Below are 24906 nucleotides of genomic sequence, written 5' to 3' on the forward strand. Positions count from 1 at the left end.
CATCAAGCATCAATGATAGATTGATGCGGCTGATTCCTGTAAGGGGGTGAAACGATTGGTTGACGTTTTATCGCAGAATGAGATCGACGCTCTTCTAGCGGCACTATCTTCCGGTGAAATGGATGCGGAAGAACTTAAAAAGGAAGAAACGCAACGCAAGATCCGTTCTTACGATTTCAAGCGGGCCGTTCGTTTTTCAAAAGATCACATAAGGACGTTAACACGTATCCACGAAAATTTTGCAAGATATTTAACGACGTATTTTTCAGCACAGCTGCGCACATTTGTTCAAATAAATGTCGTACAGGTTGAACAGCTTCCGTATGATGAGTTTATTCGCTCCATTCCAAAAATGACAATTTTGAACATTTTTGATGCCGAGCCTCTCAAAGGAAGAATGGTGCTTGAAGTGAACCCGAATGTCGCTTTGGCGATGTTGGATCGCCTATTAGGCGGCGCTGGTATCGCTCCAAGTAAAATTCAAGGTTTGACTGAGATCGAGACTACAGTTTTGGAGCGGGTGTTCAGTCGAGCTTTTGATAGTCTTCATGAGGCATGGAAGACTGTATTGGATATTCGTCCGCGCTTGGAAAGCTTGGAGACAAATCCACAGTTTATGCAGATTGTTTCGCCTAATGAAACGATCGCATTGATTTCTCTAAGCACCAAAATCGGTGATACGACAGGTATGATCAATCTATGTATTCCACATGTAGTCATTGAACCGATTATGCCGAAATTATCTGTCCATCACTGGTTCGTATCTGAGAAAAAGATGAGCGAGCCCGTCGAAGTCGAAAAGCTTCGTCAGCGTGTTACGAAAGCTGAGCTGCCAATTGTTACTGAACTAGGGCAGTCTCAAATAACGGTTCATGAGCTGATGCAGCTGACTATAGGTGATGTCCTACCACTTCAGAAGAAAGTGAATGAAGGGCTGGGAGTGTTCGTTGGGGAGCGCCTGAAATATATCGCTACACCAGGAAACGTAAAGGACCGTTTAGCGGTTCAAATCGTTGATGTAATAGAGGGGGAAGTGGAAGAGGATGACGAGTAAAGAATATTTGTCACAAGAAGAAATCGACGCTCTATTGAACAAGAGTGATGACCAGTCGTCAGCAAACCCGGATCCTGTAGTTAATGATTTTTTAACGGAATTAGAAATTGACGCACTAGGTGAAATTGGAAACATCACGTTCGGCAGTGCTGCCACTGCCCTATCAACCCTGCTTGGTCGTAAAGTTGATATTACAACTCCTCGCCTGAAGCTGATAGAGAAAGAGAATTTGGAACAGGAATTTCCTAGGCCGCATGTAGCTGTACATGTACATTATGTGGATGGATTCGAAGGTATTAATTCGCTCGTCATTAAGACCTCCGATGCACAGGTAATTGCTGATCTCATGCTTGGCGGAGATGGGAAAAATGTCGCCGATGAATTGAATGAAATTCATATTAGCGCTGTGCAAGAAGCGATGAATCAAATGATGGGTTCATCTGCTACATCAATGTCAACTATTTTTAACCGACTTGTGAATATTTCTCCGCCAGGAATAGGCATTTTGAATGCTGAAAGCGGAGAGGGAATTGACATTTTGCCTCCAGAAAATATGCTGATTAAAGTGTCGTTCCGACTCATGATCGGTGACTTGATTGATTCCACCATTATGCAAATATTAACGATTCCATTTGCAAAAGAAATGGTAGCGCGTTTATTGAATACATCTGAGATGGATGTAACACAGGTGGAGGAGCAACCGACTCAACAAGCACAAAACTATTCCACGCCTGCACCTTCGGCGGATTTTGGTATGGGGACTGCGGCGACGCCACCAATGCATCCAAATGGAGCAGGATATGCTATGGAGCAAACGCCTTATCCAACAGCTCCTAACCAGCACATGCATATGCAGCAGCCAATGAATATGCCTATGGGACAAGTCCCACAAGGTAACCCATATGGAGCACCGGGATCGTTTGGAATGGCTCCGAATCGTCAAGTAAATGTTCAGCCTGTGCAATTCGCGAATCTGCAAGCAACACCTTATCAAATGGGTGATGATTCCAACTTGAATTTATTGTTGGACATCCCATTGCGAGTCACAGTAGAATTAGGTAGGACACACAAACAAATCAAAGATATTTTAGAGCTCTCTCAAGGTTCGATTATTGAACTGGACAAGTTGGCAGGGGAGCCCGTTGACATTTTGGTCAACAACAAACTAATTGCCAAAGGGGAAGTCGTAGTAATCGACGAGAACTTTGGTGTGCGGGTAACAGATATTATTAATCAATGGGACCGCATTCAGAAACTTCAATAATAAAGATAAGTTAGGGAGGAAACCCAACGATGGCTAACCGTATTTTAATCGTGGACGATGCTGCTTTTATGAGAATGATGATTAGAGATATTTTAACCAAGAATGGTTATGATGTCGTAGGAGAAGCCGCAGACGGTGCTCAAGCGATTGAAAAATATAAAGAGCATAAGCCAGATCTCATCACTATGGACATTACGATGCCAGAGATGGACGGTATTACAGCACTTAAAGAAATCCGCAAGATGGATCCAAGTGCAAAAGTTATTATGTGTTCTGCTATGGGACAACAAGCTATGGTTATCGATGCAATTCAAGCTGGAGCTAAAGATTTCATCGTGAAACCGTTCCAAGCAGACCGTGTAATTGAAGCTATTAAGAAAACGTTAAGCTAAACCTATGTTTCTACAAGCGCAACCACCTGTTACACCCGATTTCGGAACTCATACGTCTAGTGTATTGACTGTACTGATGTCATTAGGATTGATCATTGTACTTATCGTTCTATTTATCAAAATACTTAGTCGAAAAAGCCGTATGTGGCAGATGAATCAGAACATTCGCACACTAGGTGGAACGGGTTTGGGACAGAACAAATCGTTGCAAATCGTAGAAGTTGGAGGCGTCATTTATGTGCTTGGCGTTGGGGAAGACATCACCGTTATTGACAAGATCAGCGATGAGGAGCAAGTAGCAGTTTGGCTTGCTTCCTTCCAACAACAACATGCACCGTCAGGTATAAGTTTGCCTCCTACACTTGTGGAGTGGTGGAATAAACGACGTGGCAACACATCGGCTTCTCATTCAAATGCATTGAACCAAGAGAATGAGTCGACGACCACCACTTTTCATGAGATGTTTCAATCGAAACTGGAGCAGCTTCCTGACCGGGATGCTCGTATGAAACGATTGTTGCAAGACGAAACCAATGAAGATCGGTAGATGGACCCATGAAAAAGAAATACATGTTGGCTTTGATGGCAGCAGCAGCATTGTTCGCTCTATCAGCTTCCGTGGGCTCCGCGGCTCCTATATTGCCGGATATTGATATCAAGGTTGGAGGCGGAGAAGGACAACCAGGCATGACCTCATTGTCCCTCGTTCTGCTGATTACGATACTAAGCTTGGCTCCTGCCATTTTAATTCTGATGACTTCGTTCACACGAATCGTCATCGTGCTAGGCTTCGTGAGAACATCTCTTGGTACCCAGCAGATGCCTCCGAACCAAGTGCTAATCGGACTGGCTCTATTTATGACTTTGTTTGTGATGTCTCCTACACTTGGTGAAATAAACCAAGCTGCTCTTCAGCCGTACATGAAGGGCGAATTGAACCAGAATCAAGCCTTGACCAAAGCTGCTGAACCGATGAAGAAATTCATGTACAAGCAGACGCGTGAGAAGGACTTGCTCTTATTTATGAAATATACGAAAACGGAGAAGCCGAAGACATATCAAGACATTCCGCTTACCGTACTCGTACCAGCTTATGCAATCAGTGAATTAAAGACCGCATTTCAAATGGGCTTCATGATATTTATTCCATTCCTTGTCATTGATATGATTGTGGCTAGTACATTGATGGCGATGGGAATGATGATGTTGCCGCCAGTAATGATATCTTTACCTTTCAAAATACTGTTGTTCATACTTGTTGATGGCTGGCACTTAGTTGTGAAGTCGTTACTTATTAGCTTTAATACGTGACAATTTGTCACGTATTAACAAGCGAAGTATAGGACGAATGTATGAAATAAGAAAATGAAAGGGAGAGTATCATGAGTGCAGAGTTTATAATCGGTCTAGCGGGGCAATCGGTGCTGGCTGTACTAAAGGTCAGCGCTCCGATGCTCATTGTAGCGCTCGTCGTAGGATTAATTATTAGTATTTTTCAAGCGACAACACAAATTCAAGAGCAAACTCTTGCATTTGTACCAAAGATTGTTGCTGTATTTATTATTATCCTCATCTTCGGGCCTTGGCTATTAACAACAATGGTTGATTTTACGTATTCTATTTTAAATAATTTGCATCAATATATTGGTTAGGCTGTGGAACCATGGACATGTTAGCTCAGGCGTTCCCTGTTTTTTTGCTCATACTGTGTCGAATTACCGCTTTCTTTGTCGCCGCGCCTGTCTTTTCTTCGCGAGGTGTGCCGAATCATTTTAAAGTCGGACTAGCTTTTAGTATAAGCTTAACCGCCTATCTGTTATTCGGTTTAGGAATATCAGTGCCAATGGACGGAATATATGTTACCTACATTATTCGCGAAATTATGATAGGTTTGCTGATCGGATTCGTTGCACAGTTGTTTTTTACAATCGTTCAAATTACTGGGTCTTTTGTGGATATGCAGATTGGATTCGGTATTGCGAATGTCGTTGATCCATTAACGGGAATGAGTTCTCCTGTCACTGGTAACTTCAAGTACATATTTATGATTTTATTGTTCTTAGGAATGAATGGTCATCACTATCTAATAGATGCCATTATGAAAAGTTATCAGTGGCTCCCTATCGATAGCAACTCTTTTTTTGGCCAAATTCAAAATGGGAACATTATGAATTTCGTAGTTACTACTTTTGTACAGGCATTTATTATCGCTTTACAAATTGCAGCACCGTTGATTGTTTCGATGTTTCTCGCGGATGTGGCCCTCGGCTTTCTTGCGAAAACAGCACCGCAGTTTAATATTTTCGTCATCGGCATACCTCTAAAAATTATTTTAGGTCTTGTCGTACTGCTGCTTACGATGCCAAGTATGGTATACGTGATGGAGCATTTATTCAGTAAAATGTTCCAATCGTTGGACGATTTACTACGATTATTCGCTAAGGGGGGAGCTTCGTAGTGGACACGATAACACATCGTTATTCACTCAAGCTGGACCTCCAGCTATTCTCGCAAGAGAAAACGGAGAAGGCAACACCGAAGAAACGTCAAGAATCACGTGAAAAAGGACAAGTAGCCAAAAGTATGGACTTGTCTGGTTCCGTCATATTATTGGCGACCTTTTTCTGTCTACTAATGTTAGGCGGGTTCATGCATGAGCGGATTGTCGCTTTATTTGCAGACACGTTTCAACATCGACTGAATATGGAGTTAAGCGTCGCGAATGTTGTAGATTACTTTAAGCATTTATTTATTCAGTTCCTTATTGTAATGGCGCCAATATTTCTCGTCGTTGTTGTAATAGGATTGTTAATCAACTACATGCAGATTGGCTTCTTATTAACAGGTGAGCCTCTTAAAATGCAGTTCAGTAAAATTGATCCTATTAAAGGATTCAAAAATATTTTCGCGATACGAGCATTAGTGGAGTTTCTTAAATCTATTATTAAATTGGTTGTTATCGGAGTTATTGTTTATATGTCTTTATGGGGAGAGCGAGATCGTATTTTAGAGCTCAATCATATGCCTGTAGAGAATATGTTGACATATACAGCAAAATTGACGGTCGATTTAGGAATACAGATTGGGATCGCCCTGTGCATACTATCTATTTTCGATTATATGTATCAGCGATTTGAATTCGAGAAAAGCATCCGAATGTCCAAGCAGGATATCAAGGATGAGTTCAAAAAGATGGAAGGCGACCCGCAAATTAAAGGCAAGATCAAAGAGCGCCAGCGTCGTATGGCACTTATGCGAATGATGCAGGAAGTGCCGAATGCGGATGTTGTTATTACAAACCCTACGCACTTTGCGATTGCGCTTAAGTACGAGGGAGGTTCAATGGAAGCTCCTCAGGTTATTGCAAAGGGTCAAGATTATGTCGCTCTTCGCATTAAAGATATTGCCAAAGAACATGGTGTTGCTATGATCGAGAACAGGCCGTTGGCACGTGCTTTGCACGAACGTGCCGAAATTGGTGATGCCGTTCCAGCAGACTTGTTCCAAGCGGTCGCAGAAGTATTAGCCTATGTATATAAGCTCAAAGGTACATCTAAATGAGCAGGCATGGATGGAGGTAACAATTCGTGAAAGCGAGAGACTTAATCGTCTTACTGGGTGTTATTGGCATCGTGCTGATGATGGTTCTCCCTATACCAACGCTATTATTGGACATTTTACTTGTCATTAACATTTCGATAGCGCTCATGATTCTGCTCATAGCTATGAATACGAGGGAAGCATTAGAATTCTCTATATTCCCCGCGTTGCTCTTGATTACGACGTTGTTTCGCCTGGCATTGAACATTTCCACTACCAAGCAAATCCTTGGCACGGGACATGCCGGTGAAGTCGTACAAACATTTGGTCAGTGGATTACACAAGGTCAAGTAGCTGTTGGACTTATTGTGTTCCTCATTCTGGTCGTAGTTCAGTTCATTGTTATCACAAAAGGTTCTGAGCGCGTAGCTGAGGTTGCTGCTCGCTTTACCCTCGATGCGATGCCTGGTAAGCAGATGGCAATCGATGCCGATCTCAATGCAGGACTGATTAACGAGCAGCAGGCGAAAGAGCGGCGTCAGAAAATTGAACGTGAAGCCGATTTTTATGGTGCGATGGATGGTGCCAGTAAATTCGTAAAAGGAGATGCGATCGCAGGTATCGTCATTCTCATTATTAATCTCGTGGGCGGATTTATAATCGGTATGGCTTCGATGGGGATGAGCTTCTCCGAAGCAGCCGAGAAATTCTCCACTTTATCTATCGGTGACGGCTTAGTCAGCCAAATCCCAGCTCTTCTTATTTCAACGGCAGCAGGTCTTATCGTTACAAGATCTGCATCCAAAGGGAACTTAGCAGATGAGCTAAGCGCTCAAATGTTTGCTTATCCGAAATTGTTGTATATTGTAGCAGGTACAATTGCTATGCTCGGAGCATTCACACCGATTCCGCTCATGTCAACATGGCCGTTTGCTATCTTGCTAGCATATTCGGGTTATCGTATGCAGCAGATGCTAGATCGTAAAGCAATTGAGAATGAACAGCTCGAAGAGGAACAGGAAATCGAAGAGGTGCGCAGCCCAGAGAGCGTCATTAATCTACTTCAAGTCGATCCCATTGAATTCGAATTTGGATATGGCCTAATCCCGTTAGCTGATACACAGCAGGGGGGAGACTTACTGGATCGTATCATTATGATACGCAGACAGTGTGCTTTGGAATTAGGACTTGTGGTACCTGTCATTCGTATTCGAGACAATATTCAACTTAAACCAAATGAGTATGTAATAAAAATTAAAGGTAATGTTGTTGCTCGCGGAGAGTTGCTGTTAAATCATTACTTGGCGATGAGCCCAGGATATGATGATGAGACGATTACTGGTATTGACACGGTGGAACCTGCGTTTGGACTTCCGGCATTATGGGTGGATGAAACGATGAAGGAACGAGCTGAAATGTCAGGTTATACAGTTGTCGATCCACCTTCTGTTGTAGCGACGCACTTGACCGAGATGGTTAAGAAGCATGCACATGAATTGATAGGTCGTCAAGAAACGAAGTCATTGATTGAAACGGTGAAAGAGCAATATCCTGCAATTGTGGATGAACTTATTCCTAACGTACTTGGTGTCGGAGACATTCAAAAGGTGCTTGCTAAATTGCTGCGTGAAAAAATATCGATCCGTGATCTTGTCACTATTTTCGAAACACTGGCTGACTATGGTAACTATACGAAAGATGCCGATGTTTTGACTGAATATGTACGACAGGCACTGGCTCGTCAAATTACCCAGCAGTATTCAGTTCCTGGAGAAACGCTTCATGTTATAACACTTGGACCAGCACTTGAACGAAAAATTTCTGAAAGTGTGCAGCAAAACGAAAATGGTAGTTATCTTGCTATGGATCCCGGAACAACACAACAATTGTACCAACGTTTCAATGAGCAAGTTGGCCGACTTGTGCAATCTGGTCACCAGCCAATTGTACTGGCTTCTCCATCCATTCGTATGTATCTCAGACAGCTCATGGAGAGAACGATGCAGGATATTCCGGTGTTGTCGTATAACGAGTTGGAGCCAAGCATCGAAATTCAAAGTGTCGGAGTGGTTAACGTATGAGGGTAAAGAAGTATATCGTCGAAACGATGCCCGAGGCAATGAGCCAAATTCGTCAAGAATTGGGGAAGGACGCAGTCATCGTCAGCACGAAAGAAATAAAAAGCGGAGGATTCCTTGGATTCTTTGCTAAACAGAAAATCGAGGTAACAGCAGCTGTTGATGATCAGCCTGCTTCGGTGCCTGCAAAGGAGATGGCATCAGCAAGGCCTTCCGTACCATCTTCGGTAGCTCGCAATGCCTATGCGGGTCGGAATCAGGCGACTTCTTTTCCATCAGAACGTATCCAACAGAAACCTGTTCGACAATATGAACTTCCAGTGAAAGAAGTGAAGAGCACTTCTTTCACAACTTCGGATCGCATTGTTCAGCCGGAGGTAGCAGCAACTTCTGTAGTTTTAACACCTTCCACTCCTGCTGTTACTAATGAAGCGTCTGAAGCTTCGCTACAGTACGAGCTGAAGGAAATGAAAGCAATGGTCAAGTCTATGCTTCGTCACACAGAGCATGAACGTTGGCCTGATACAGTAAGACAGTTAGAAAAGCATTTACTCGAACAAGGGGTTTTCTCAGAATACGCTTATGACTTGGCGAAGCAATCGATGGAAAGATGCATCCAGCTTGGAGTGAATGAACCGGATGCAGCAACGCTGAAGCGTGAAGCGAGCTCCATACTGTCGGAGCTGTTCATGCAAAACGTTATAGAAGGAATTGCCCCAAATACACGAATTATTTATTTCGTAGGCCCTACTGGGGTAGGTAAGACAACGACGATTGCGAAGTTAGCTGCTGATCAAATGTTCCATCATAACCGTAAGGTTGGGTTTGTTACATCGGATACGTATCGAATCGCAGCAGTCGAGCAATTAAGAACATATGCTTCGATATTAAATGCACCATTAGAAGTTGTTACATCTCCAAACGATTTGCAGCGTGCTTTACTATCATTAGAAGATTGTAATCTAGTATTGATGGACACTGCTGGACGCAATTATCGGAACGATATGTTTGTTAATGAGATGCGTTCATTATTGAAGCCGTTGGAAGGTTCTGAGTCTGTTCTCGTTCTTAGCCTGACATCGAAATCAGATGACATGATGGCAATCATAAAGCAATTCCAAGCTAATAAGCTTGACCGCATCATCTTTACAAAGGCTGATGAGACAGTTACTTACGGTGCCTATATTAATGTAGCGATGCGTACGAAAGTACCATTTAGCTATATAACGTATGGACAAAATGTTCCTGATGATATTCGAGCTTTCTCGCCTAATGAAGCAGCAGAGCAATTGTTAGGAGAGCTCTAATGATGAAAGATCAAGCTCAAGCTCTTCGACATTTAGTGGCTCGCGCCTCTCAACTATCTGCTGAGCGAGAAGAGAGAGCATCCGTATCACATCGGCAAGCAAGAGTGATCGCAGTTACAAGTGGAAAAGGCGGAGTTGGAAAATCTAACTTTTCTTTGAATTTTGCAATAGCTTTGCAAGAAGCTGGCTACCGAACATTATTGTTCGATGCAGACATCGGAATGGCCAATATTGATGTGCTTATAGGAAATCCCGCTTCTGCCAACTTATTTCATGTCATTAACGGTACGAAAAGCCTTGAAGACATTGTGCAAATTGGTCCAAAAGGGATGCATTACATTTCTGGTGGTTCTGGCCTTCATGAACTGTTCAATTTGCCTGATAACAGCTTAGAGTCTTTCCTAGCAGAGTTGGAAAGCTGGAGTGAGCGCTACGATGTTATTTTGTTCGATACGGGTGCAGGATTAAGCAAAGAAAGTTTGAGATTCATCGCAGCAGCGGATGAGACGTTTGTTGTAACAACTCCAGAGCCTACTGCGATTGCGGATGCTTACGCGCTTATTAAAGTGGTACATCGTAAGGCAGAACATACCTCATTCCGACTAATTGTAAATCGTGCGTCGGATTGGGCAGAAGGAAGACAGACAGCAGATCGCATTTTAACGGTTGCTCGTCGATTTTTGTCGCTAGATATCACTGTTCTCGGTTACATTTTCGATGATGTTCATGTCATGAAAGCTGTAAAGAAGCAAATCCCGTACAGTGTGCTATTTCAAGATTGTCTAGCATCACAGCAGATTAGGCAGCTTGCCAAGGCTTATATGAATAACAGCCAACAGCAGCAAGACAGTAATGTGAAACAAAAAGTAAGTAGCTGGTTAAAGAGATTTACAAGTTTTAAGTAGTCGAAATGACTCGATACATATTAAGATAATGATAGAACGACCTTGATTTACATAAAGGTTCGCTCAATCATACCATGACGGAGGAGAGTGGGAATGATGGCAACGAAGAAAATTCTTGTCGTGGACGATTCGCCATTTATGCGAAAAATCATTTCCGATCTTATCTTAGAAGATTCCGCTTTTGTTGTAGTTGGAACAGCTAGCAACGGTGTGGAGGCTGTAGAGCAAGTTAAGCAGTTGAATCCTGATGCTGTGACGATGGATGTCGAAATGCCAATTCGAAATGGAATTGATGCGCTAAGGCAGATTATGTCTGAATGTCCAACACCGACGATTATGCTGTCAGGCTTAACGGAGGAAGGGCGTCAAGAAACATTGGCAGCCTTAGAGTATGGTGCATTTGACTTCGTATGCAAGCCAAGCCCATCAGGAGGACAGCAAGATATTCACAAAGTAGGTATAATGCTGCGCGAAAAGCTTCATGCGGCAATCGTATCAGATGTTAGACGCAAGCAATTAAACAACATGGTCGAAGAGAAGCACATTTCCGAACAACAGCGTTCGGATAAGAAAAGCACTTTGCCATCCACTGGACAAGACGTTCGTTTATCAAAAACAACACGATCGGAAGAAGTCGTGGGCAAGACATTGTCTGAGCGTCTGGACAACAAAAGATTGCGTCCAAATACTTCAAGTGAACTTGTTAACAAACAGAAAAAAGACGTACAGCTTCCTTCTAAGGATGAATCTTCTGTTCGAAGCAAGCAAACATCATCTGTTAACAAACAATTGGATGAAGCTGTTCCAATTCAAAAATTGCCTGATAAGAAGCGCTATGCGGTGGATCAGCACCGAGCACCTTCTGAACATCAAAGTTCCCGTTTCAACATGTCTAAGCGGATGTCTAACAACACGAATTACAGTCAAATTGTTGCCGTAGGGACATCAACCGGGGGACCAAGAGCTCTTAAGGAATTGTTGTCAAATCTGCCAGGAGACTTGCCAGCTCCTGTATTGATTGTCCAACATATGCCACCTAATTTTACGCATTCTTTGGCTCAGCGACTCAATACTTACTCTGAACTGCATGTGAAAGAAGCTGAACAAGGAGATGTACTGCAGTCGGGTTGGGCGTATTTGGCACCAGGTGGACAACATATGACCGTTGTTGCTCGACCGGATGGCACTCATGTCATTGAGTTAAGCGTAACTGCGCCTCGCTCAGGGCATCGTCCTTCCGTTGATGTGTTGTTTGAATCTCTGCATCCATTCGACGGATTTGAACGACATATCGTCCTGCTAACAGGGATGGGAAGTGACGGCGCTAAGTCGATGAATACGTTGTACCAGAATGGTGTAAGATCGACGTTTGCTGAAAGCGAGCAAAGTTGTGTTGTATATGGAATGCCGCGTTCTGCAATTGAAATGAATTGTGTGACTCACGTGGTTCCTATACAAGATATGGCAAGGAAACTCGTAAAAGCGATGAAATAGCGATTAATTCGCTATGGAAACGAGGAAAGGGGTGTTCAAACATGGATTTGAATCAATATTTGTCCATGTTCTTGGATGAAGCGAACGACCATTTGCAAGCACTTAACGAACATATGCTGGAGCTTGAAAACTCTCCGGATGATGTAGGGATTGTACAAGTTATTTTCCGTTCGGCTCATACGCTTAAAGGTATGTCCGCTACGATGGGATATGAAGACTTAGCATCATTAACGCATGAGATGGAGAATGTATTGGACCTCGTTCGAAATCATCAGTTAAAGATGGATGAAATTATATTTGATACCTTATTCAAAAGTTTAGATGCGTTAGAAACGATGGTTGCCGATATTGCAAATGGAGGAACAGGTAAGTCCGACGTCTCTTCCATTGTAGCTTCGCTCAAGTCGATTGTTAGCGGGGATTACAAAAAAGAGCAAACAGGGGCAGCTGTTGAAACTAGCAATAATGAAGACGAGCATGCCGAAGATCGAATTGATGAGTTTCAACGTTCCATTCTAGAACAGTCACTAGAAGCGGGTATGCACGTTTTTTACATAAAAGTTACACTGCAACAATCTTGTGTGCTAAAAGCAGCTCGTGCGTATATGATTTTCCAAGCGCTGGGTAGACATGGTGAAGTTGTGAAGACTACACCTCCTGCTCATGAGATTGAACAGGAGAATTTCGACTCTGGGTTCTCTATTTTCTTCGTATCTGGATCTGGATTAGAGGAAGTAAAGAAAGACATTGCTGATATTTCCGAGGTAGAATCGGTTGAAATTCAGGTACTCACGATTGAAGATGTGAAGAACTGGAATGATATGAAAGATGCGGAGTCTCAAGCGAAGCAAGAAGCAACAGCAGCCTTATCTGAAGTAGCGGCAAGTAATGCTGTAGCAGAAAGCCCTGCTGAGAAGCCTACCGATGAACAGAAGGCTAGTCGTTCTGTTCAGTCAGGAAGCAGCTCGAATAAAGCTGTACAAAATCGTACGATTCGTGTGGATATAGAGCGTTTAGATGTGTTGATGAACTTGCTTAGTGAGATGCTTATCGATCGAGCGCGCTTGGAAGATCTTGCGTTAGATATTAAACGTACGGATTTGACAGAGACAGTAGAGCATCTTGCTCGTATCAGCACTGACTTGCAAAGTATCGTATTGAAACTGCGCATGGTTCCGATTGATGTTGTATTTAATCGCTTCCCACGTATGATTCGTGACTTAGCACGCTCATTGAACAAAAAGGTAGATTTCGTCATTACAGGAGCTGATACGGAGCTAGACCGTACAGTCATTGATGAGATTGGAGATCCGCTCGTTCACTTGCTTCGTAATGCAATCGACCATGGTATCGAATCCATACAAGATCGTGTTGCAGCAGGAAAGCCAGAAACAGGTACCTTGAATCTGCGCGCCTATCATAGCGGAAATCACGTGTTTATTGAGATTCAAGAAGATGGTAAAGGTATAAACCGTGAAGCTGTACTGAAGAAAGCAATCAATAACGGATTAATTGATGCAGATAAAGCAACGAACATGACAGATGAACAGGTATACCAGTTTCTATTTGCATCTGGATTTAGTACAGCGGAGCAAGTATCCGATATTTCAGGCCGTGGTGTAGGACTAGATGTTGTAAAAACCAAGATCACTTCGCTCGGTGGACACGTTGTTGTGCAATCCAAGCCGGGTCAAGGTACAACGTTTATTGTTCAACTTCCACTGACGTTGTCTATCTTATCTGCGATGCTATTCCGTCTCGGTGATGAAAAGTATGCGATCCCGCTAACTTCTATTGTTGAGACAGGATTAGTTCGTAAAGAAGAGATCAGACGCGTGCATGGCGGAATGCGCATGATAGATTATCGCGAGGGTGTAATTCCTTTGTTATCACTAAGCTCTATGTTTGGCTGTACGGGGTACTCTGATTTTGAGGAAGATGAAGTGGAAATCATCATTATCCGTAAAGGAGATAGTGTAGCAGCTCTTGCTGTTGATGACTTTATTGGACAAAGTGAGATTGTACTCAAACCGCTTGGAAACTATTTAAAATCTGTGCAGGGCATTTCTGGTGCAACGATATTGGGAGACGGTCAAGTGGCACTTATCGTAGATCCTAACGCACTACTCAAATAAGCAAGGAGGAATCATGATGGCAGAAGAGATTAAAGTAGTCGTCTTTAAGCTAGCACACGAAGAGTATGGTATAGAGGTAGAGAAAGTAAAAACAATTGAGCGGATGATGCCGATTACACGTGTACCCAAAACATTTACCTTTATAAAAGGTGTTGTCAACTTGCGAGGTGTAGTTGTACCTGTTATGGATTTGCGAGGTCGCTTTGGTCTTCCAGAAGCAGAGTATGATGATCAGACTCGTATCATTATTGTGAACACACATGAAATGGAAGTAGGATTCATAGTAGATGGTGCAAGTGATGTCATTGATATGAATGCAGAGCAGATTGAGGCTCCTCCAGAAGTAGTTGGTGGGGTTAAGGCGAAATATTTGCGCGGCGTAGCCAAAATTAACGATCAACGATTGCTCATCATGCTGAATTTGGCTGAAGTGTTGAATCGAGAAGAAATTATTAAGTTGGAAGAGCTAGAGGCTTAATTACGTGCAACTGTACGAGAGCCTAGGCGAATTTAAGCTGGATGTATTAAAAGAAATCGGGAATATTGGTGCCGGGAACGCCGCCACGGCCCTTTCCCGACTTCTAAATCGTCCAGTAGACATGCAAGTTCCGAAAGTAAGAGTGCTGCCTTTCGAATGCATTGCAGATGAAGTAGGTGGCCCTGAGCAGGTCGTAATTGCAATTTATTTTCGTGTTGAAGGGCAGGTTCCGGGACATCTCTTCTTTATTTTTGAGCAGGAGCCTGCAAAAAGATTGCTTTCTTATCTAGTGAATATGAACGACAATAAGGATTTGGACTTCTGTGATATGGAGATCTCGGCACTTTCAGAAATCGGAAACATTTTAGCCGGGTCGTATCTATCATCGTTAGCTGATTTTACGAAACTAGCCATGAGTCCGACAGTGCCTCAGTTGGCAATTGACATGGCGGGTGCTGTACTTAACTATGGGCTGATTCAATATGGTGAAATGGGCGACAGCGCATTGCTGATCGATACAAAGTTTCTTGAAGGTTGCGAAGAGATACAAGGAACATTTTTCCTAATCCCAGATCCAGACTCCTTTTCTAAAATATTTACAGCATTGGGAGTGCCGTTCGAATGATAGAAGAGTCCACCGTAGTAAAAGTCGGAATGGCTGATCTCAATGTTTGTCGAGAAGGTTCTTTGCGCACCACGGGACTTGGCTCATGTGTTGGGTTGACCTTATACGATTCAATTAGCAAAGTAACCGGAATGGCCCATGTTATGCTGCCTTCATCTGAAATTGCTAGAGAAGGCAAGCTGAATCTTGCCAAATATGCAGATACAGCGATTCCAGAATTAATTCGCCTTATGCAGGAACAAGGTGCGATCGTCAATAGACTAAAAGCTAAAATGGCTGGTGGGGCTCAAATGTTTGCTTTTTCATCCAATAACGATATGATGCGGATCGGTCCGAGAAATGTTGAATCTTGCAAGCAGGTTCTCGATCATCTCTCTATCCCTATCATTGGTGAGGATACAGGCGGCAATTACGGCCGTACCATTGAAATTCGCTGTGAGGATGGTATTTTGAATATTCGCAGTGTACAAAAAGGAACGAAGGATATTTAATATGGCTGGATCATTTCGATGGAATATTGTTGGCGGAATTATAGGCTTCCTTATAACAACCTTTGCTGCTTCGATGACGAACCCTTTGTCAACGAGCATCGTTCGTGGATTAATCGGTGGTGTAATATGGTTTGGGATTGTTTTCGGGTTTCGTTGGGTTGCTCATATGCTGCTGCAGGGAAGTGGTGAAGGTAATCATAGTAACCAGGCGAGGGAACGTACATCAGATACGGGGCGAGGGCAAAATATTGATTACACAACACCCGATGAGCAAGACCTTCAAGCGATTTTAACATCTTCACCAGTTGAAAGCAGTTCTTCGACGGCACATTCAGACCAAGCTGTGGGGTTTACACCGATGAACCCACCTAAGCTAGTCACTAAGCCGCCGCTTAATGACGAACAATTGGCTCAAGCCGTTCGTCACCTGACACAAAAGTAAGGAGGCTGAATGTCGGTGAGCGTGCAAAAAATAACCCAATGTTCGCATTATGAGTTATGGCAAGCGTGGAAAGAGCGCGAGAATGTAGATGCAAAAAAACAGCTTATAGAGCTGTATTTACCTATCGTGGACTTTGTATCTAATCGAATGGCTGCAGGATTGCCGCGAAGTGTATCTAAAGACGATCTTGCCAGCAATGGGGTAATGGGCTTAATAGATGCTATCGAGAAGTTTGATTACAGCCGCGGGCTTCAGTTTGAAACATATGCATCTTGGAGGGTACGTGGAGCAATCTTGGATGGTTTGCGCTCAGGAGATTGGGTTCCCCGCTCTGTTAGAGAGAAGGCCAAAAAGATTGAGGAAGCTTATCAACACCTTGAACAAAAATATTTACGTACGGTAACAGAAGAAGAAGTGAGCGATTATTTAAACATATCTGGGCAGGATTTTCATACGATGCTTCAGGATGTTTCTGTCATGTCTCTTTGTTCATTGGAGGACCCAATTCGCGAAGAAGATTCTGAGATGCGAATCTCATTGTTGGTTGATGAAAAGGCTAAAAATCCTGAGTTCAAAGTGAATGAACATTTTTTGCATCAATGCCTTGTTGAAGGAATTGATAGATTGACAGAGAAAGAACGTACGGTTGTATCTCTCTTTTATTATGAAGACTTATCTCTAAGTGAAATTGCAGAGGTTATGAGTCTATCTCCTTCGCGAATCTCACAATTACACTCGAAAGCTATCATGCGCTTGCGTTCTGTACTCGATAAGCATAAGACAATGCTGCTAGAGTCGTAGCGTACGTATGTTATTTGGAATATATGTATCGATAAGTTTACATAGGTTATACAACTAGTTCGCTAATATATGGAAAGGGGAACGACTATGAGCACCGTGGATATGTTGGCGCAATATATGGACGTGACTTTGTCTGAAGATAAAATGAGCGCATATGTGCATGTTTTGAAGCAGGATGACCCTCTTGAATGTACGGTAGATGATGTAATTCATTATCTCCGGAGTCATCAGGTGAAATACGGCATCAATATGGAAGTGCTTCGCGAAATCGTTTCCCAGCCTGAACTGTATGCAAAAACGTCAACATTGGTTGCGAGCGGAAAGCTGCCGGTTCCAGGAAAAGATGGCAGCATGAGAGTGCTTATCAATGTTGAGGTAGGGGACTCGCGTCCCTTAGAGCAAGAAGACGGTTCAGTAAATCTTAAAGAACTCAAGCAGCTGCAGAATGTAGCTAAAGGTCAACGGATTGCCGAATTGGTACCACCTCTCGCAGGGATTCCAGGAATGGATGTAACTGGTGAGGTTGTTGATGGGAAAATGGGTAAAGAGGCTCGATTCAAGATTGGTAAAAACGTTGTTGTCGTTGAAGAGGATCGAGCCATGTATGCTGCCATTGACGGTCTCATAAGCAAAACGGAAGGCGAAAAGATGAATGTGTTTCCTGTATTTGAGGTTAATGGAGACGTTGATTATCGAACAGGAAATATTGATTTTATCGGAACCGTGGTTATTCGGGGGAATGTGCTGACTGGTTTCAAAGTTAAAGCGGTAGGCGATATCCGTGTCTATGGTGGCGTGGAAGGAGCTGTGCTGGAGTCACAAGGATCTGTTGAGGTATCAGGCGGCATTATTGCAGGAAATAAAGGTAGTGTTAATGCAAATCACACGATTAAATGCTCTTTCATTCAGGAAGCGAATGTAAATGCTGGATTGGACGTAATTGTATCTCAAAGCATTATGCATGCTCAAGTTAAAGCGGGGCGTGGTGTCTTCTGCAAAGGTATGAAGGGTCTTATCGTTGGCGGACTGATTCAAGCTGGTGAACGGGTAGAAGCTCGCACGATAGGCAATACGATGTCTACAGTGACAACGATCGAAGTTGGAGTACTGCCTGATTTGCGAAATGAGTTGAACCAGTTGCGTGCGAATCTGAAAGTATGCTCAGACAATCTTGAGAAAACAGAGAAAGCATTGCGTATACTTGATCAGCTTGCATCAGTCGGACAGCTAACAGATGAAAAGCTTGTAATGCGTATCAAGCTTAATGCAACAAGGAAGCAAGCTGCACAAGAAAAATTAAATATTCGGGACCGAATACTTGAAATCGAAAGAAAGCTTGAAGAAACGAATGTGTCTCTTGTACATGTCACTCAAACGATATATGGCGGAGCCAAAATCGTTATAGGACGTTATACACGATACGTTAAAGATGCTTGTAAGCGCGCTACATTCCAGATTGTAGATGGAGAAGTCGGCATGTCTTCCATGTAAGCAGCAAACAATTGAGGTGAGGTTATGAATCTGAAACCCGTTGAATTGCAGGTGGCTATACCGCGTACACAAGAAGCATCATCTATTCAGAACCAGATGCAGCATCGTCCTACTGCTGAGCAGTCTCTGCTTAATCATCATGCTGCTAAGCAGATTGAGATATCTCGCCAGCGAGGGGAAGAAGTTGATGCAACGGCGGACGGTCGTATTCGTGATGATGGACAAAATGGAGAACATAAAGGGGACGACCAGTCGAGACAGCAGCGTTCTGGAAGCCAAAGTGAGAACCAAGTTGAAACGATTGCAGCTGAACACCCTTACAAAGGCAAGCATATAGATTTTTCGGTTTGAACACGACGCCGCTACTCCATTATGAGTTTGCGGCGTTATAGTTATAATAAAGGTATTTTCGTCTGATTTAGAGGAGGGCACTGATGGAACAGCCATGGATTTATCTCGTACTATTAGGGGCAGTCATTATGCTCGTTGGCTGGAAAAAGCCTGCTCGCAGCAACAATGAAGCACAGTTTTCTGAAAATATAGAAGCAACATTAGAGCATTTCATTCACGAAGTTGGTGAAGAAAATGAAAAAGTGCTAGCTGTCGTTGAACAGTTGAAGAAAGAAAATGATCTGCGATTTAATGCTGTTCGTCATCGAATGGATGCACTAGAAGCCACATTATCTCAGGCTGAAGAGCGTGCATGGCATGCGGAGCAGACACTTATTCAGATTCGTCGTGAACAATCTATGTTGCCACCTGTCGGTGTGAATATGTCTTATACTGCAAATACAATTACTACTGATAGCGGACACATGATTTCAGCACTAGAACATGATATTGAAAGTGAAAGTGCGTCCGATCAACCAAATACAGCGCCTCAATCGATCCGCACCCGCTATGAACAATTGTTTACGCTAGTAGACGAGGGTAAGTCCAATCAACAGATTGCTGATGAGTTACAAATGAATCGCGGTGAAGTCGAGCTTATCCGCCAGCTGAGTCAACAGGAGAGTGAGCGGCGTGTTTAAGGATCGTACATTTTTAATCGGTCTAGGAGCAGGAGTCATCATCGGTACGCTATTGCTACAAATCATGTTGATCGGACAGACAGTGAGTACAGAATTGACAGAACAGCAACTTGTACGAGAAGCGGATCGCCAAGGATATGACCTTGTGCCAAAAGCTTCAGTTCTTCCACCAGAAAAGGATGCTAACAATTCTGATAAAGGCAAACTTGATAATGAGGCTCAAAATATAAAGCAGAATGAAACGACAAACTCCAATCTGACTAAGTCTACTTCTGAGACAGAGAAGTCAGAGCTTCCTGCTGCAAAAAATAAGATAGCTGATAAGAATGCTGATAAAAACAAAGCAGACAGTAATACTATTAGTGTGTTTATACCAGCAAAGTCTACTTCAGATGATATTTCCAAGTTATTAGAGACAGCCGGAGTTGTGAAAGATGCTGAGGCTTTTCAACAATTTTTGCAGCGGGAGAAAAAGGCTCGAAGTTTGCGTACTGGCAAGTTTCAATTCACACTCCCTATGTCTGAGCAAGATGTACTGCAAACATTACTGAAAACACCGAATGGCTAGTTGAAATAGTAAATGGATGTAAAGTGAAAATGGTTGCAACGTTATGCACAATATGATATATTAATTGACGGTGTTAAGAACACACGCCGATTAATTTTGGCAAGGGTGCTTTCTGTCGTGGGAAACTGTGCGGGAAGTCTTGTCGGAAGATGACATTGGCGGAGGAAAACGAACCAATTAGGAGGTGTAGTGAAGATGGCAGTTATCTCCATGAAACAGCTTTTGGAAGCTGGCGTACATTTCGGTCACCAGACTCGTCGCTGGAACCCAAAGATGGACAGATATATCTTCACAGAACGTAACGGTATTTACATCATTGACTTGCAAAAGACAGTGAAAAAAGTCGAGGAAGCTTACAACTTTGTAAAATCCCTTGCAGCTGACGGCGGCACAGTGTTGTTCGTTGGTACTAAGAAACAAGCACAAGATTCCGTTAAAGAAGAAGCGGCTCGTGCTGGTCAATACTTCATCAACCAACGTTGGTTGGGTGGTACATTGACTAACTTCCAAACCATTCAAAAACGTGTTGATCGTTTGAAGAAGCTTGAGGCTATGGAAGAGGACGGTACTTTCGCAGTACTTCCTAAGAAAGAAGTTATCTTGCTCCGTAAGGAGAAAGATCGTCTTGAGAAATTCTTGGGCGGTATCAAACACATGAAACAATTGCCTAGCGCATTGTTCGTAATCGACCCACGTAAAGAGCGTATTGCTGTTGCAGAAGCTCGCAAATTGGGTATCCCAATCGTAGGTATCGTTGATACTAACTGCGATCCGGATGAAATCGACTATGTTATCCCTGGTAACGACGATGCAATCCGTGCTGTTAAATTGTTGACTGCTAAAATGGCTGATGCAATTATCGAAGCTAACCAAGGCGAAGAAACAACAGCTTAAGCATAAGAATTGGATGAACAAAGGGTGGTTGAAAGGTGATACACCTCTCGCCGCCCTTTTTTTGAAGAGAATCGAACTCTACGTCTTCGTTACATAACGAAGCTAATATTGTGTTGGAGGTAACTAACATGGCAGTTAATGCGAGTGCAGTAAAAGAACTACGTGAAAAAACAGGCGCTGGTATGCTTGATTGCAAAAAAGCGTTGGAAGAAGCAAATGGTGATATCGCAAGAGCAAGCGAAATCCTTCGTGAAAAAGGTTTGGCTGCTGCAGCTAAAAAAGGCGATCGTATCGCTACAGAGGGTGTAGTACAATCTTACATCCATGCTAACGGCCGTATCGGCGTATTGGTTGAAATCAACTGTGAAACTGACTTCGTTGCAATGACAGATCAGTTCCAAGCTTTCGCAAAAGACATCGCAATGCATATCGCAGCTTCTGCTCCGAAGTTCGTTCGTCGTGAAGAAGTATCTGCTGATGAGATTGAGAAAGAAAGAGAAATCTTGAAAGCTCAAGCTCTTAACGAAGGCAAGCCTGAGAAAATCGTTGAGAAAATGGTTGAAGGCCGTATCAGCAAGTACTACGAAGAGTTCTGCTTGATGGAGCAATCCTTCATTAAAGATCCGGACAAAACAATCGAAGAACTTCTTAAAGAAAAAATCGCTACAATCGGCGAAAACATTTCTATCCGTCGCTTCGTTCGTTACGAGCTTGGTGAAGGTTTGGAGAAAAAACAAGATAACTTTGTTGAAGAGGTTATGGCACAAGCTAAAATGTAATTTTCGTTCGGAAATACATTGCAAGCAAGCCTTAAGGCTATCAACAGGCACGCTGAAAAGTTGGGACACATTGTGTTCCTTCTTTTTTAGCGGTCGTTATGGAAAGTGGAGGGTATACATTGAAGCAACCGGTTTATAAACGCATCGTATTGAAAGTTAGCGGTGAGTCGTTGGCAGGTCAAGCTGGATATGGCATCGAGTCAGATATGATCACTTCTATTGCAGAGCAAGTTAAAGAAGTCGTAGAGCTTGGCATTGAAGTGGCTATCGTCTGTGGCGGTGGGAATATTTGGCGTGGAATTGCAGGAAGCGAGAAAGGCATTGATCGTGGCACAGCAGACTACATGGGTATGCTTGCAACTGTAATGAATTCTCTAGCTTTGCAGGATGCACTAGAGCAAATTGGCGTGCCTACACGTGTTCAAACATCGATTGCTATGCAGCAAATTGCTGAACCGTATATTCGTCGTCGTGCTATTCGTCACTTGGAGAAAGGTCGAGTAGTTATTTTTGCGTCAGGTACAGGAAACCCGTTCTTCTCGACGGATACGACTGCAGCTCTACGTGCTGCGGAGATCGAAGCTGATGTCATCCTAATGGCTAAAAACAAAGTGGATGGCGTATACTCTGCAGATCCTTTCAAAGATGCAACAGCAGAGAAATTCGATCAGTTGACTTACTTGGAAGTGTTAAACCGAAATCTTGGTGTTATGGACTCAACAGCTACTTCTCTGTGTATGGACAATGATCTTCAACTTGTTGTGTTTAATATCACAGAAAATGGTAACATTAAGCGAGTCGTGCTCGGTGAGAAGATCGGTACTATTGTAAAAGGGAGTGTAGACTAATGCCGCAAGCAGTTAAAAAAAATGCAGAAGAGCGTATGGAAAAAGCGATTGGTGCACTCAAACGTGAATTGACGTCACTTCGTGCAGGTCGCGCTACTCCGGCTTTGCTTGATCGCATTCAAGTTGAATACTATGGTGCAATGACGCCTGTTAATCAGCTTGCTAACCTCAATACGCCAGATGCTCGTACTTTGATGATTCAGCCATGGGATAAAACTTCTATTGGTGCTATCGAAAAAGCAATTATGAAGTCTGACCTTGGATTAACTCCAGCCAACGATGGACAAATGATTCGTATTACGATTCCTGCTCTTACAGAAGAGCGTCGTTTGGAACTCGTAAAGCAAACGAAGAAATATGGCGAAGAAGCTAAAGTAGCTGTTCGTAATATTCGTCGTGATGCGAATGATGATATCAAAAAGATGGAAAAGACAGATATTTCTGAAGACGAGTCTCGTCGCCATCAGGATGATGTTCAAAAGCTTACAGACAAGTACATAGTCGAAGTTGACAAAGTACTTGCTGCAAAAGAAAAAGAAATTCTGGAAGTGTAACGTTCTAGACAACAGTGACTTGATACCCCTCCACACGGTGGGGTTTATTGTCTTTTTATTCGAACCCGACAGTCTTAAGGGCTTCGACGTCAGTATGTTATCACCGGGTTGGAGGAGACGGAATGATTAAGCGATTCCAAGCGTGGTTGAAGCAACGCGAAACTAGCCATAAGCCTTTGCACATATCTAAAGACAATGTCCCAGAACATGTTGCCATTATAATGGATGGCAATGGACGCTGGGCGAAGCGCCGTGGATTGCCTCGTGTTGCTGGCCATCATACCGGCATGAAGGCTGTCAAGAATGTGACGATAGCCGCAAATGAGTTGGGTATCAAAGTACTTACGATGTATGCATTTTCAACAGAAAATTGGAAACGGCCCAAGGATGAAGTGGAATTTCTAATGAAATTGCCTCAAGAATTTTTGGCCATTGAGCTAGATGAACTGATTAAAGAGAACGTTCAAGTTCAGATGATGGGACATCGGGAGCAGTTGCCAGAACATACACGTAAACCATTAGAAGAAGCAATTGAACGGACGAAACACAACACTGGCCTTATTCTTAATTTCGCTTTAAATTATGGCGGACAGCGTGAGCTGGTTGAAGGTGTTCGTGAAATCGCAGCCGATGTATTAGCAGGGCGAGTACAAGTGGAGCAGATAGATGAAAAGATGATATCTGCACATCTTTTAACAAATCATTTGCCTAATCCTGATTTGCTTATTAGGACGAGCGGGGAAATGCGTCTGAGCAACTTTATGTTATGGCAATTGGCATATAGTGAATTTTGGTTTACTGATGTGCTGTGGCCTGACTTTACTGGGGAACATTTGAAGGAAGCGGTAGCCGAGTACCAAAGTCGTCATAGGCGGTATGGCGGACTACAATAAGTTGGAGGACGAGTCAATATGAAACAGCGCATCATGACGGGAGTTATCGCCGGATCGTTCTTTGCAGTGCTGGTTTACATCGGTAGCTTTCCTTATGAAGGGTTGCTTATCGCTCTGGCGTTAATTGGATTTTACGAATATGCTCGAATGCTTCATAAACAGCCTTTTGACTTGATATCTCTCCTAGGATATGGGTTAGTTCTATTGCTGTCAGTTCCCTGGTCACGTTGGGGGATCGAAATTAACTGGTCACCTGATGTGATTTTGTGGCTGTTTATGTTTATCGCATTATCGATCACGGTCATTAGTAAGAATCGTATTACCATCCAAAATGCTGCTGTGTTATGGTTCGGGGCATTGTATGTTGGCTTTGGATTCAAGTATATGATCGTGATTCGAAATGAAATAGAGCACGGTTTGTTCTGGACTATACTGCTTTTTGCTGCAGTATGGGCTTCCGATATTGGTGCCTATTTTGTAGGACGAGCTATAGGCAAGCATAAATTATGGCCAGCGATTAGCCCTAACAAAACAATTGAAGGTGCTGTTGGAGGCGTGCTTGTATCTATAATTGTATGTTTGATTGGTGCTTTTACGAACCCAGACATGATGTCTATTACGCAAGCGGTAATACTTGCTCTAACCGTATCACTTGCAGGCCAGATGGGTGATTTGATTCAGTCAGCGTATAAGCGAGTACAAGGAGTCAAAGATTCTGGAAACTTATTGCCAGGCCATGGCGGTGTGCTTGATCGCTGTGACAGTTGGTTAATTGTATTCCCACTTGCGTACTTCATTGGTGTTGTTTATTAGTACAAAAAGCAGCATCTTCCGTAACGCGG

28 protein-coding genes are annotated in these 24906 nt (G+C 43.1%); all 28 read left to right on the plus strand.

Annotated features, from left to right (window positions below; all coding sequences use genetic code 11):
* Nucleotides 1–55 precede the first annotated feature (55 nt).
* The 28 genes from fliM to NQ117_RS17385 all read left to right on the plus strand — a co-directional run bounded on the left by fliM (nt 56) and on the right by NQ117_RS17385 (nt 24877).
* Nucleotides 56–1054 carry a flagellar motor switch protein FliM gene (gene fliM / locus NQ117_RS17250; RefSeq protein WP_258279256.1) on the plus strand — a complete coding sequence of 333 codons (999 nt, stop codon included), beginning with the start codon at nt 56–58 and terminating at the stop codon, nt 1052–1054.
* Nucleotides 1044–2318, plus strand: a complete 1275-nt coding sequence (gene fliY / locus NQ117_RS17255) for a flagellar motor switch phosphatase FliY (protein ID WP_258279257.1) — start codon at nt 1044–1046, stop codon at nt 2316–2318. The genes fliM and fliY overlap by 11 nt, the downstream gene beginning before the upstream one ends.
* Before the next feature lie 29 nt (nt 2319–2347).
* Nucleotides 2348–2710, plus strand: a complete 363-nt coding sequence (locus tag NQ117_RS17260; protein ID WP_028595567.1) for a response regulator — start codon at nt 2348–2350, stop codon at nt 2708–2710.
* Between the two features lie 4 nt (nt 2711–2714).
* Nucleotides 2715–3257, plus strand: a complete 543-nt coding sequence (locus tag NQ117_RS17265; RefSeq protein WP_258279258.1) for a flagellar biosynthetic protein FliO — start codon at nt 2715–2717, stop codon at nt 3255–3257.
* 8 nt (nt 3258–3265) lie between these two features.
* On the plus strand, nt 3266–4021 hold the full coding sequence (gene fliP, locus NQ117_RS17270; RefSeq protein WP_258279259.1) for a flagellar type III secretion system pore protein FliP: 756 nt from the start codon (nt 3266–3268) through the stop codon (nt 4019–4021).
* 71 nt (nt 4022–4092) lie between these two features.
* Nucleotides 4093–4362: a flagellar biosynthesis protein FliQ gene (gene fliQ, locus NQ117_RS17275; RefSeq protein ID WP_258279260.1), complete on the plus strand. Its 270-nt coding sequence runs from the start codon at nt 4093–4095 to the stop codon at nt 4360–4362.
* 11 nt (nt 4363–4373) lie between these two features.
* On the plus strand, nt 4374–5168 hold the full coding sequence (gene fliR, locus NQ117_RS17280; RefSeq protein WP_258279261.1) for a flagellar biosynthetic protein FliR: 795 nt from the start codon (nt 4374–4376) through the stop codon (nt 5166–5168).
* Nucleotides 5169–5176: 8 nt separating this feature from the next.
* Entirely contained in the window at nt 5177–6271 is a 1095-nt protein-coding gene (flhB, locus tag NQ117_RS17285; protein ID WP_258279441.1) for a flagellar biosynthesis protein FlhB, read from the plus strand.
* A 26-nt stretch (nt 6272–6297) separates the two neighbouring features.
* Nucleotides 6298–8331, plus strand: coding sequence for a flagellar biosynthesis protein FlhA (gene flhA / locus NQ117_RS17290; RefSeq protein ID WP_258279262.1), 2034 nt, complete (start codon nt 6298–6300; stop codon nt 8329–8331).
* Nucleotides 8328–9635 carry a flagellar biosynthesis GTPase FlhF gene (flhF, locus tag NQ117_RS17295; protein WP_258279263.1) on the plus strand — a complete coding sequence of 436 codons (1308 nt, stop codon included), beginning with the start codon at nt 8328–8330 and terminating at the stop codon, nt 9633–9635. The genes flhA and flhF overlap by 4 nt, the downstream gene beginning before the upstream one ends.
* Before the next feature lie 2 nt (nt 9636–9637).
* Entirely contained in the window at nt 9638–10540 is a 903-nt protein-coding gene (locus NQ117_RS17300) for a MinD/ParA family protein (RefSeq protein WP_375163095.1), read from the plus strand.
* 93 nt (nt 10541–10633) lie between these two features.
* Complete coding sequence (locus NQ117_RS17305) at nt 10634–12034, plus strand: protein-glutamate methylesterase/protein-glutamine glutaminase (RefSeq protein ID WP_258279265.1); 1401 nt, start codon at nt 10634–10636, stop codon at nt 12032–12034.
* A 41-nt stretch (nt 12035–12075) separates the two neighbouring features.
* The gene (locus NQ117_RS17310) at nt 12076–14169 is read left to right on the plus strand and encodes a chemotaxis protein CheA (protein WP_258279266.1); all 2094 of its coding nucleotides are present in this window, start codon (nt 12076–12078) and stop codon (nt 14167–14169) included.
* 16 nt (nt 14170–14185) lie between these two features.
* On the plus strand, nt 14186–14647 hold the full coding sequence (locus tag NQ117_RS17315; RefSeq protein ID WP_258279442.1) for a chemotaxis protein CheW: 462 nt from the start codon (nt 14186–14188) through the stop codon (nt 14645–14647).
* Between the two features lie 4 nt (nt 14648–14651).
* On the plus strand, nt 14652–15272 hold the full coding sequence (locus tag NQ117_RS17320) for a chemotaxis protein CheC (RefSeq protein ID WP_258279267.1): 621 nt from the start codon (nt 14652–14654) through the stop codon (nt 15270–15272).
* Nucleotides 15269–15763, plus strand: a complete 495-nt coding sequence (locus NQ117_RS17325; RefSeq protein ID WP_258279268.1) for a chemotaxis protein CheD — start codon at nt 15269–15271, stop codon at nt 15761–15763. Before NQ117_RS17320 ends, NQ117_RS17325 begins: the two co-directional genes overlap by 4 nt.
* Nucleotide 15764: 1 nt before the next feature.
* Entirely contained in the window at nt 15765–16205 is a 441-nt protein-coding gene (locus tag NQ117_RS17330) for a hypothetical protein (protein ID WP_258279269.1), read from the plus strand.
* A 9-nt stretch (nt 16206–16214) separates the two neighbouring features.
* Nucleotides 16215–17006 carry a FliA/WhiG family RNA polymerase sigma factor gene (locus NQ117_RS17335; protein ID WP_375163085.1) on the plus strand — a complete coding sequence of 264 codons (792 nt, stop codon included), beginning with the start codon at nt 16215–16217 and terminating at the stop codon, nt 17004–17006.
* An 87-nt stretch (nt 17007–17093) separates the two neighbouring features.
* A complete protein-coding gene (locus tag NQ117_RS17340) occupies nt 17094–18497 on the plus strand; it encodes a flagellar assembly protein A (protein WP_258279271.1) in 1404 nt (467 codons plus the stop codon).
* A gap of 24 nt (nt 18498–18521) precedes the next feature.
* A complete protein-coding gene (locus NQ117_RS17345) occupies nt 18522–18848 on the plus strand; it encodes a hypothetical protein (protein WP_258279272.1) in 327 nt (108 codons plus the stop codon).
* 83 nt (nt 18849–18931) lie between these two features.
* Nucleotides 18932–19528, plus strand: coding sequence for a hypothetical protein (locus tag NQ117_RS17350; RefSeq protein WP_258279273.1), 597 nt, complete (start codon nt 18932–18934; stop codon nt 19526–19528).
* Nucleotides 19521–20096, plus strand: coding sequence for a hypothetical protein (locus NQ117_RS17355; RefSeq protein ID WP_258279274.1), 576 nt, complete (start codon nt 19521–19523; stop codon nt 20094–20096). The genes NQ117_RS17350 and NQ117_RS17355 overlap by 8 nt, the downstream gene beginning before the upstream one ends.
* A gap of 195 nt (nt 20097–20291) precedes the next feature.
* Nucleotides 20292–20990 carry a 30S ribosomal protein S2 gene (gene rpsB / locus NQ117_RS17360; protein WP_028595549.1) on the plus strand — a complete coding sequence of 233 codons (699 nt, stop codon included), beginning with the start codon at nt 20292–20294 and terminating at the stop codon, nt 20988–20990.
* A 128-nt stretch (nt 20991–21118) separates the two neighbouring features.
* On the plus strand, nt 21119–21769 hold the full coding sequence (tsf, locus tag NQ117_RS17365) for a translation elongation factor Ts (protein WP_258279275.1): 651 nt from the start codon (nt 21119–21121) through the stop codon (nt 21767–21769).
* A gap of 119 nt (nt 21770–21888) precedes the next feature.
* Nucleotides 21889–22617, plus strand: a complete 729-nt coding sequence (pyrH, locus tag NQ117_RS17370) for a UMP kinase (RefSeq protein WP_258279276.1) — start codon at nt 21889–21891, stop codon at nt 22615–22617.
* Nucleotides 22617–23171 (plus strand): ribosome recycling factor, encoded by a 555-nt coding sequence (gene frr, locus NQ117_RS17375; protein WP_258279277.1) that lies wholly within the window; start codon nt 22617–22619, stop codon nt 23169–23171. The genes pyrH and frr overlap by 1 nt, the downstream gene beginning before the upstream one ends.
* A gap of 122 nt (nt 23172–23293) precedes the next feature.
* Complete coding sequence (locus tag NQ117_RS17380) at nt 23294–24064, plus strand: undecaprenyl pyrophosphate synthase (protein WP_258279278.1); 771 nt, start codon at nt 23294–23296, stop codon at nt 24062–24064.
* Between the two features lie 18 nt (nt 24065–24082).
* Entirely contained in the window at nt 24083–24877 is a 795-nt protein-coding gene (locus tag NQ117_RS17385) for a phosphatidate cytidylyltransferase (RefSeq protein ID WP_258279279.1), read from the plus strand.
* Nucleotides 24878–24906 lie beyond the last annotated feature (29 nt).

It is taken from the genome of Paenibacillus sp. SC116 (genome assembly GCF_024733555.1).
Lineage (GTDB): Bacteria > Bacillota > Bacilli > Paenibacillales > Paenibacillaceae > Paenibacillus_B.